General features: G+C 72.9%; 7 protein-coding genes and 2 pseudogenes. 3 read left to right on the top strand and 6 right to left on the bottom strand.

Going from position 1 to position 8,578, the window contains the following annotated elements:
* Together ACTWQJ_RS40275 and ACTWQJ_RS40280 are read right to left on the bottom strand one after the other, a co-directional pair.
* A pseudogene (locus tag ACTWQJ_RS40275) lies at positions 1-424 on the bottom strand (ROK family protein); the annotation flags it as partial.
* 27 nt (positions 425-451) lie between these two features.
* Positions 452-1,117, bottom strand: a complete 666-nt coding sequence (locus tag ACTWQJ_RS40280; protein ID WP_443311393.1) for an alpha-ketoglutarate-dependent dioxygenase AlkB family protein — start codon at positions 1,115-1,117, stop codon at positions 452-454.
* Between the two features lie 69 nt (positions 1,118-1,186).
* Between ACTWQJ_RS40280 and ACTWQJ_RS40285 the strand changes: the two genes are divergently transcribed.
* Complete coding sequence (locus ACTWQJ_RS40285; protein WP_443311399.1) at positions 1,187-2,320, top strand: methyltransferase; 1,134 nt, start codon at positions 1,187-1,189, stop codon at positions 2,318-2,320.
* Here ACTWQJ_RS40285 and ACTWQJ_RS40290 read toward each other — a convergent pair.
* Entirely contained in the window at positions 2,310-3,173 is an 864-nt protein-coding gene (locus ACTWQJ_RS40290) for a class II fructose-bisphosphate aldolase (protein ID WP_443311394.1), read from the bottom strand. The genes ACTWQJ_RS40285 and ACTWQJ_RS40290 overlap by 11 nt on opposite strands.
* Positions 3,174-3,192: 19 nt before the next feature.
* Positions 3,193-4,068: an SIS domain-containing protein gene (locus tag ACTWQJ_RS40295; RefSeq protein WP_443311395.1), complete on the bottom strand. Its 876-nt coding sequence runs from the start codon at positions 4,066-4,068 to the stop codon at positions 3,193-3,195.
* Positions 4,069-4,193: 125 nt separating this feature from the next.
* On the opposite strand from ACTWQJ_RS40295, the gene ACTWQJ_RS40300 reads away from it, so the two are divergent.
* Both ACTWQJ_RS40300 and ACTWQJ_RS40305 read left to right on the top strand, forming a co-directional pair.
* Entirely contained in the window at positions 4,194-4,973 is a 780-nt protein-coding gene (locus tag ACTWQJ_RS40300; RefSeq protein WP_443311396.1) for a DeoR/GlpR family DNA-binding transcription regulator, read from the top strand.
* Between the two features lie 89 nt (positions 4,974-5,062).
* Positions 5,063-6,895, top strand: coding sequence for a glycoside hydrolase family 15 protein (locus tag ACTWQJ_RS40305; protein WP_443311397.1), 1,833 nt, complete (start codon positions 5,063-5,065; stop codon positions 6,893-6,895).
* Between the two features lie 51 nt (positions 6,896-6,946).
* Here the strand turns inward: ACTWQJ_RS40305 and ACTWQJ_RS40310 are convergent, their stop codons facing one another.
* Both ACTWQJ_RS40310 and ACTWQJ_RS40315 read right to left on the bottom strand, forming a co-directional pair.
* Complete coding sequence (locus ACTWQJ_RS40310) at positions 6,947-8,230, bottom strand: phosphodiester glycosidase family protein (RefSeq protein ID WP_443311398.1); 1,284 nt, start codon at positions 8,228-8,230, stop codon at positions 6,947-6,949.
* Between the two features lie 100 nt (positions 8,231-8,330).
* A pseudogene (locus ACTWQJ_RS40315) lies at positions 8,331-8,578 on the bottom strand (ATP-binding cassette domain-containing protein); the annotation flags it as partial.

Here is an 8,578-nt window from a genome sequence, read left to right on the forward strand (position 1 = left end):
CCACGACCGACCCGAGCACCTTCGCCGGATCGGCGTCGACGACCTCGCAGCCGGGCGCGGTCGCCACGATCCGCCCGCCGAGTCCGACCAGTGCCGCGCGGAACCCGTCGGCGTGCACCTGCGCGGCCAGCGCCACGGGCCCGTCCTCGGCGAGCTCCAGCCGGTGCGAGGGGCGGCCCTGGGAACCGGCGGCGGCACCCGGCCGGGCGTCGACCCGGATCAGCCCCAGCGCCTCCAGCTCGGCGGCCACCGCGCCGGCCGTGGCCCGGGTGACGCCGAGTTCGGCGGTGAGCACGGCCCTGGTCGGGGCCCGCCCGGTGTGCACGAGCTCCAACGCGGGCCCGAGCGCACCGCGCCCCCGGTCCAGCCGCGTCCTCGAGGTGGTCCCTTCCCCCGCCGGCCGGGGGTCCGCCTTGCCGCTCATGAGGGCGAGTCTCCCATGATCCGCACGTCAGCCGGCGTCCGCCGGGAAGCCGCTGACCCGCAGGGTGATGTTCAGCCGTCCGGTCAGGCCGAGCCAGGGCGGCGCCGTGCCCGCGTGCACCCGCGGCACCCCGTGGTACGCCATCCGCGCCGGCCCGCCGAACACGAACAGGTCACCGCTGCGCAGCTCGACGTCCGTGTGGGGCCGGGCCCGGCTCTCGGTGTTGCCGAACCGGAAGACGCAGGTGTCACCGAGGCTCAGGGACACCACCGGCGCGGCGGACTTCTCGTCGCTGTCGCGGTGCATGCCCATGCGGGCGTCGCCGTCGTAGAAGTTGATCAGCGCGATGTCGTACTCGGCCCCCGCGGCCGCCTCCGCGCCGAGCGCGTCGGCCACCGCGCGCCGGCCCAGCTCACCGAGCCACGCCGGGAACGGCTTCACGGGGGCGCCGTCTCCGTCGACGACCGTGCGGGCATAGGCGTACGGGTACCAGTGCCAGCCCAGGCAGACCTGGCGGGCGGTCATCGTGCCGCCGCCGGGCGTGCGGACCGTGCGCAGTCCTGCGGGCGGGCGCGCCCACTCCCGGCAGGCACTCAGCAGCTCGCGCTGGCGCTCCGCGTCGAGCCAGTCCGGCACGTGCACCGCGCCCGGCGCGATCTCCGTACGGTCCCTGGGGAACAGCTCGGCCTCCATGCCGTCCATCCTCCCGCACCAGCCCTGAGCTGCGGCTCGGTTAGCCTTGGCCGCACGATGAACGACCGTATGACGACGCCCTGGGGCGAGCTCGCGCTGGCGCGCTTTCCCGAGGACCCCCGCGACCGCCTGCGTGCCTGGGACGCCTCCGACGAGTACCTGCTGCGGCACCTCGCGAGCGAGGGCGTGCCGCTGTCCGGCACGGTCGTGGTGCTCGGCGACCGCTGGGGCGCGCTGGTGACCGCGCTGGCGGCGCACGGGCCGGTGCAGATCACGGACTCGTTCCTGACGCAGGAGGCGACCCGCGCGAACCTCGCCCGGGGCGGCGTGGAGCCCGGCACGGTGCGTCTGCTCACCACCCAGGATCCGCCGCCCGACCGGGTGGACGTGCTGCTGGTGCGGGTGCCGAAGAGCCTGGCGCTGCTGGAGGACCAGCTGCTGCGGCTGGCGCCCGCCGTGCACCCGGGCACGGTCGTCGTGGGCACCGGCATGGTGAAGGAGATCCACACCTCGACGCTGAACCTGTTCGAGCGGATCCTCGGCCCGACCCGTACCTCGCTCGCCGAGAAGAAGGCCCGGCTGATCTTCTGCACGCCGGATCCGTCCCTCGTCCGGCCCGCCAACCCGTGGCCGTACAGCTATGTGCTGCCCGGCGGCATCGGTCCGGTGTCCGGGCACACCGTCGTCAACCATGCGGGCGTCTTCTGCGCCGACCGGCTGGACATCGGCACCCGCTTCCTCCTGCAGCATCTGCCGGACACGCGCGGCCCGCGGCGGGTCGTGGACCTGGGCTGCGGGAACGGTGTCGTCGGTACGGCGGTGGCGGTGGCGAACCCCGATGCCGAGGTGCTGTTCGTCGACGAGTCGTTCCAGGCCGCGGCGTCGGCGGAGGCGACGTACAAGGCGAACGGCGTGCCCGGGCACGCCGAGTTCCGGGTCGGGGACGGGCTGGCCGGGGTGCCCTCCGGCAGTGTCGACCTGGTGCTGAACAATCCGCCGTTCCACTCGCACCAGGCGACGACCGATGCGACGGCGTGGCGGATGTTCACCGGCGCGCGGCGCGCGCTGCGGCCGGGCGGCGAGCTGTGGGTGATCGGCAACCGGCACCTCGGGTACCACGTCAAGCTGCGGCGGCTGTTCGGCAACAGCTCGCTGGTCGCCAGTGATCCGAAGTTCGTGGTCCTGAAGGCCGTCAAGCGGTAGCCGGCCGGCGGAGCGTGGTGATGATCCGTGCCACCGCCCGGGCCATCGCCTCCCGGCCCACGCTCAGATAGCTGCGCGAGTCGACCGCCTCGGGGTGGGCGGTGAGGAACTCCCTGATCGCGCCGGTCATGGCGATGTTGAGTGCGGTGCCGACGTTGACCTTGGTGATGCCGCCGGCGACCGCCGCCGTCAGTTCGTCGTCCGGGACGCCCGAGGAGCCGTGCAGGACGAGGGGGACGTCCAGGATGCCGGAGAGGCGTTCGAGGAGGGCGTGGTCGAGGGTGGCGGTGCGGGTGGTCATGGCGTGCGTGCTGCCGATGGCGACGGCCAGGGCGTCCACGCCGGAGTCGGTGACGAAGGCGCGGGCCTCGGCGGGGTCGGTGCGCGCGCCGGGCGCGTGGGCGTCCAGCGGCGGCCGTCCGTCCTTGCCGCCGACCTCGCCCAACTCGGCCTCGATCCACAGCCCTTGGGCGTGCGCCCAGTCGGCGGCGGCCCGGGTCGCGGCCAGGTTCTCCTGGTACGGCAGCCGGGACGCGTCGTACATCACGGAACTGAACCCGGCGTCCGGTGCCTGCCGCAGCAGGTCATCGCTCTGCACGTGGTCGAGGTGCAACGCGACGGGTACGGCGGCCCGTTCGGCGGCGGCGACGGCCGCGCGGGCGAGCGGGAGCAGTCGTCCGTGGCGGAACCTGACCGCGTTCTCGCTGACCTGGAGGACGACGGGTGCGTCGACGGACTCGGCGCCCGCGACGACCGCCTCGACGTGCTCCAGGGTGATGATGTTGAAGGCGGCGACGGCGGCTCGGGCCGCGGCCGCGCGGGTGACGAGGTCACCGGTGGTCACGAGGGGCACGGCTGCTCCTTGCGGCGGCTCAGAGAATCACCGAGCGGGTGAGGTGGCGGGGCCGGTCCGGGTCCAGGCCTCGGGCTCGGGCCACGGCGACCGCGAGCCGTTGCACGCGGACCAGTTCGGCGAGCGGGTCGAGACCGCCCGCCACCCATCGGCCGCCGGTGGCCCGCACCTGCTCGGGGAGCCCTTCCGGCGCCGCACCGAGCATCCAGGTCGCGGTGGAGCGCGTGGTGATGCTGATGGGGCCGTGCCGGTACTCCATCGCCGGGTAGGACTCGGTCCACGCCTGGGCCGACTCCCGCATCTTCAGGGCGGCCTCGTGCGCCAGGCCCACGGTCCAGCCGCGGCCGAGGAAGGTGAACTGGCCGCAGTCCACGAGGCCTTCGGGCAGCTCGGCGGCCAGCGCGGTGCGGGCGTCCGCGACGACGGACTCGGTGTGCAGTCCAAGGTGGGCGCGGAACAGGGTCAGCGCGGTGGTCGCGAAGCGCGTCTGCACGACGGACCGTTCGTCCGCGAAGTCGAGCACGACGACGTCGTCGGCGGCGTCCGTCACGGCCGTGCTCGGGTCGGCGGTGATCGCGGTCGTCCGGATGGTGCCGCTCACCTGTCCGAGCAGGTCCAGGACCTCGGTGGTGGTGCCGGAGCGGGTGAGGGCGACGACACGGTCGTACGGGCGGCCGTACGGGAACTCCGAGGCCGCGAAGGCGTCCGTCTCGCCCTTCCCCGCGCCCTCGCGCAGGGCCGCCGCGGCCTGCGCCATGAAGTACGACGTGCCGCAGCCGACGATCGCGACCCGCTCCCCCGGTGCGGGCAGCGCGCCCCCGTGCCGCACCGCCAGGGACGCGGCGCGGGTCCAGCACTCCGGTTGGCTGCGCAGCTCGTCCTCGACGTGCGTCATGCGACACCCCTCACCTGATGATTGTTCTTGCAAGATACTGCCCTCTTTCGAGCATCATCAAGCATCTCGTCCACAGTCGGGTGCGCTAGGGTCGCCGCAGAACGAGGAACGGACGGAGGGTGCGGATGTCGCGCGACGCGCGCTGGAAGGCGCTGCTGGAGCTGCTCGTCGAGCGCGGTCGGCTGGACGTCGAGGAGGCGGCTGCCGAGCTGGCGGTCTCGGCCGCGACGATCCGCCGGGACTTCGACCAGCTCGCCGAGCAGCAGATGCTGGTCCGCACCCGGGGCGGCGCGGTCGTGCACGGCGTGTCGTACGAACTCCCCCTGCGCTACAAGACCGCCCGCCGCGCCTCTGAGAAACAGCGCATCGCCAAGGCCGTGGCCGATCTCATCGCCCCCGGCGAGGCGGTGGGGCTGACCGGCGGCACGACCACCACCGAAGTGGCCCGGGCCCTGGCCGTGCGCAGCGACCTCGCCGCCGGCTCGCCCGCGCTCACCGTGGTCACCAACGCGCTCAACATCGCCAACGAGCTGGCCGTCCGCCCCCAGTTCAAGATCGTGGTGACGGGCGGGGTGGCGCGGGCGCAGTCGTACGAGCTCATCGGTCCGCTCGCCGACGGCGTGCTCAGCCAGATCACCCTCGACGTGGCGGTGCTCGGCGTCGTCGCCCTGGACGTGGTGCACGGCGCGGCGGCGCACGACGAGGCGGAGGCGGCGATCAACCGGCTGCTGTGCGCGCGTGCCGAGCGCGTGGTCGTGGCCGCGGACTCCAGCAAGCTGGGCCGCCGGGCGTTCGCCCGGATCTGCGCCACGGAGACGGTGGACACTCTGGTCACGGACACGGCGGTGGACGAGCACACGGTGCGGCGGTTCGAGGAGGCGGGCGTCGGGGTCGTCACGGTGTGATCGGCCGGGGCCTCGATTTCCGGACGCCCGCGTGTTCGATCCCGCCTAAGCTGGAACCGCGCCGGGCGGACCGGGCGAGGGAGGCTGTGATGGCCGAGACACCGAGGGACGAGGGGTTCGGGCGCTCACGGTATCTGCCGATCGCCGAGCACGGGCTGATCGGCGATCTGCGGAGCGTGGCCCTGGTGGGCACCGACGGCACGATCGACTGGTACTGCTGCGGGGCCTTCGACGCGCCGAGCGTGTTCGCCTCGATCCTGGACGCGGAGCGGGGCGGCGCCTTCGAGCTGGCGGCGAGCGTGCCCGGGCGGACCAAGCAGTTCTACTTCCCCGACACCAACGTCCTGATCACCCGGTTCTTCACCGAGGACGGCGTCGGCGAGGTGCAGGACTTCATGCCGGTCAACGGGGAGTCGACCGAGGCCGAGCGGCACCGGCTGATCCGGCGGGTGCTGTGCGTGCGCGGTTCCCTGCCGTTCAAGGCCCGTGTGGCGCCCCGGTTCGACTACGGGGCCCGGCCGCACACCCTGCGGATGGTCGGCGACGTGGCCGTCTTCGACTCCGAGGACCTGTCCCTGGCGCTGACCGCCACCGTGCCGCTCGAGGCCGACGGTCCCGACGCGTGGGCGGACTTCAAGCTCGCCGAGGGCGAGTCGGCGGTGTTCGCGCTGGACCGGGTCGGGGGCGACGTGACGCCCCGCCGGTGCCCGAGCATGGAGGCGGAGGAGCAGTTCGGCGAGACGGTGGACTACTGGCGCCGCTGGCTGTCCGCGTCGAAGTACCGGGGCCGCTGGCGGGAGATGGTGCACCGCTCCGCGCTCACTCTGAAGCTGCTGACGTACGCGCCCACCGGCGCGATCGTGGCGGCGCCGACGACGAGCCTGCCCGAACAGCTCGGCGGCGAACGCAACTGGGACTACCGGTACGTCTGGGTGCGCGACGCCGCCTTCTGCGTGTACGCGCTCCTGAGGCTGGGCTTCACCGGCGAGGCCGAGGCGTTCATGAAGTTCGTGACCCGGCACATCAGTCCGGGTGCCGGCTGCCACACCGGGCCGCGGCGGATCATGTACGGCATCGACGGACGCACCGACCTGCCCGAGCGCGTGCTCGACCATCTGGAAGGGTACGAGGGCTCCGCGCCGGTGCGGGTCGGCAACGGCGCCGCCGAGCAGCTCCAGCTCGACATCTACGGTGCGCTCATCGACTCGATCTACCTGTACGACAAGTGGGCGCAGCCCATCTCCAGCGGCCAGTGGGACGACGTCTGCGCGCTGGTCGACTGGGTGTGCTGCCACTGGGACCAGCCGGACGAGGGCATCTGGGAGACCCGCGGCGGCCGCAAGGACTTCCTGTACTCGCGGCTGATGTGCTGGGTGGCGATCGAACGGGCCATCCGGATGGCCAACCGGCGCGGACTGCCCGCCGACCTCCTCCGGTGGCGGCAGTGCCGCGACACGATCTACCGCCGGATCATGCGCCGCGGCTGGTCCGAGCGGCGCCAGGCCTTCGTCCAGCACGAGGACGGCGAGGTGCTCGACGCGGCCGTGCTGATGATGCCGCTGTCGAAGTTCATCGCGCCCACCGATCCCAAGTGGCTGTCCACCCTGGACGCCCTCACCAACGAGCTGGTGTCCGACTCGCTGGTCTACCGCTACGACCCGCAGGCCAGCCCCGACGGTCTGCGCGGCGACGAGGGGACGTTCTCGATCTGCTCGTTCTGGTACGTCGAGGCGATGGTCCGCGCCGGACGGGTGGAGGAGGCGCGGCTGGCGTTCGAGAAGATGCTCACCTACGCCAACCATCTGGGCCTGTACGCCGAGGAGATCAGCCAAACGGGCGAGCAACAGGGGAATTTCCCGCAGGCGTTCACGCATCTCTCCCTGATCAGCGCGGCCTTCAACCTGGACAAGGCGCTCGGCTGACCGGCCGGCCGGGCCGCGCGGACCGGCCGGTCAACGGTGTTGTGGGCAGGGTCAGTTGCCGCCCGCGCGATAGGCGCCGTCGATGAAGACGAGGGCGTCACCGACGGGCCGTTCGGCCGTTCCGCTGGGCCGGTTCACCAGTGCGCCCTCGACGGACATGGTGGTGGAGCCGCCGCCGTCGAGGTTGACCGCGTCGCGCAGGCCGAGCGCGTGGGCGACGGCGGCGGTCTCGTCCATGGTGGTGCCGACGCTGCTCGTCATACGGCCGTCGATGGTGGCGAGGACGATCCTGCCGTCCCGGGTCGTGCCGGCGATGGTGCGGGGGTTGCGGGCGAAGAAGCTGCCCGACCCGGGCGGCACGACGATCTGCCCGTCCGCCGTGAGGCGGTAGCGGCCGTTCACCCCGAACAGCCCCGGGCGCACGGCGAGCTTCTCACCCTGCTCGTCGGTCAGGGTGGAGGCGATGCGCAGGCACCCCTGTCCCGCCACCTCCAGCAGGGCGGCGGTGTCGCGGCCGGTTGCCTGCAGGGACGTCTGGCCGTCGGTCAGGGTCGTGCCGCGGCGCGTCGAGGTGCGCACCACGCAGCCCCGCCGGTCGAGGACGACCTCCACGCCGGCGCCGGACGGGGTGGCCTCGGCGAACTCGGGGGTGAACCGCACGACGTCGCCGGGCTCGGAGCACTCGGTCTGGTCGGTGAGAGTGGCGCACGCGGCCGGAACCACCGGTGGGTGGTTGAGGAACTCCAGGGGCAGGCTCGCCGCGGTCTGCCGGTTCTGCACGCTGCCGGACCAGCTCAACTTGCCCATGACGGCCCGGTTGCTGCGGGCGTCCACCACGAAGTCTGCCTCGGCGGGGTCACCGGTGGGCTCGCTCAGCAGCCGTCCGCCGTACAGGCCGAGTCCGACCGGGTCGCCCGGGTACTGGGCGCTGGCGGTGAAGGTGAAGAAAGAGGCGTTGACGCCCGCGAGGGCCCCGGAGGTGCGGACGAGGTCCGTGGTCCGCTCCGTGCGGGCGAGGTCCGGACCGTAGGTGGCCGCCAGGTGCCCGCGGGTCCTTCGGGGGTCGATCGTCAGGAGGTTGACGACCCAGGGCCCACGGGTCGTGGTGTTGATCTGGTCGGCCGGGGCGGGCTCGGTGCCCCGGACGATGCGGGTGAGAGTGACGCCGTCGGCCAGGGTCTGGCTGGTGCGGGTCTCCGCCAGGTCGGCATCGCCCAGGGGGAGCGCCGGTTCGGCGGCGGTGGCCTGACCGGTGGGGGCGAGGAGGAGGGCCAGGGCGGCGACGGTGGCCGCCGCGGCACGTGACAGTCCGAATCTGTACGGGGTGGTTGTCATGCCCGCGAGCCTCTGGGCCCCAGGCAACGCTCATTGCTGCACGAGTTGACCTTGCGCCCGCGTCCGGATTAACAACGGCCCACGCGGTGGGACGAGTTGCTACGACAGCGCGGTCGTCGTGGTTGCGCTGCCGCAGACTGCGTGGGAGGGGGCGGCCGTCGAGCAGGACCTCTCCGCTGTGGTCACGGTGGAGCCCGGCCAGGCAGGGGGCGAGGGTGGTCTTGCCGCTGCCGGAGCGGCCACGACGGCCAGGCACTCACCGGCGCCCCCTGTCCCGCTGCTCAGCCTCCGCTCTCCGGATCGCAGCATCCCTCGCGTCGCATGTGACGGCTGACCTCCAGCCATTCC

Origin of the sequence: Streptomyces sp. KR55, assembly GCF_052245645.1 — a bacterium.
Taxonomy (GTDB): domain Bacteria; phylum Actinomycetota; class Actinomycetes; order Streptomycetales; family Streptomycetaceae; genus Streptomyces; species Streptomyces flavusporus.

Coding starts and splice junctions, on each gene's coding strand:
- ACTWQJ_RS40300 (WP_443311396.1), top strand. CDS start 4,194: ATGTCGCGCGACGCGCGCTGGAAGGCGCTGCTGGAGCTGCTCGTCGAG.
- ACTWQJ_RS40295 (WP_443311395.1), bottom strand. CDS start 4,068: ATGACGCACGTCGAGGACGAGCTGCGCAGCCAACCGGAGTGCTGGACC.
- ACTWQJ_RS40280 (WP_443311393.1), bottom strand. CDS start 1,117: ATGGAGGCCGAGCTGTTCCCCAGGGACCGTACGGAGATCGCGCCGGGC.
- ACTWQJ_RS40310 (WP_443311398.1), bottom strand. CDS start 8,230: ATGACAACCACCCCGTACAGATTCGGACTGTCACGTGCCGCGGCGGCC.
- ACTWQJ_RS40285 (WP_443311399.1), top strand. CDS start 1,187: ATGACGACGCCCTGGGGCGAGCTCGCGCTGGCGCGCTTTCCCGAGGAC.
- ACTWQJ_RS40305 (WP_443311397.1), top strand. CDS start 5,063: ATGGCCGAGACACCGAGGGACGAGGGGTTCGGGCGCTCACGGTATCTG.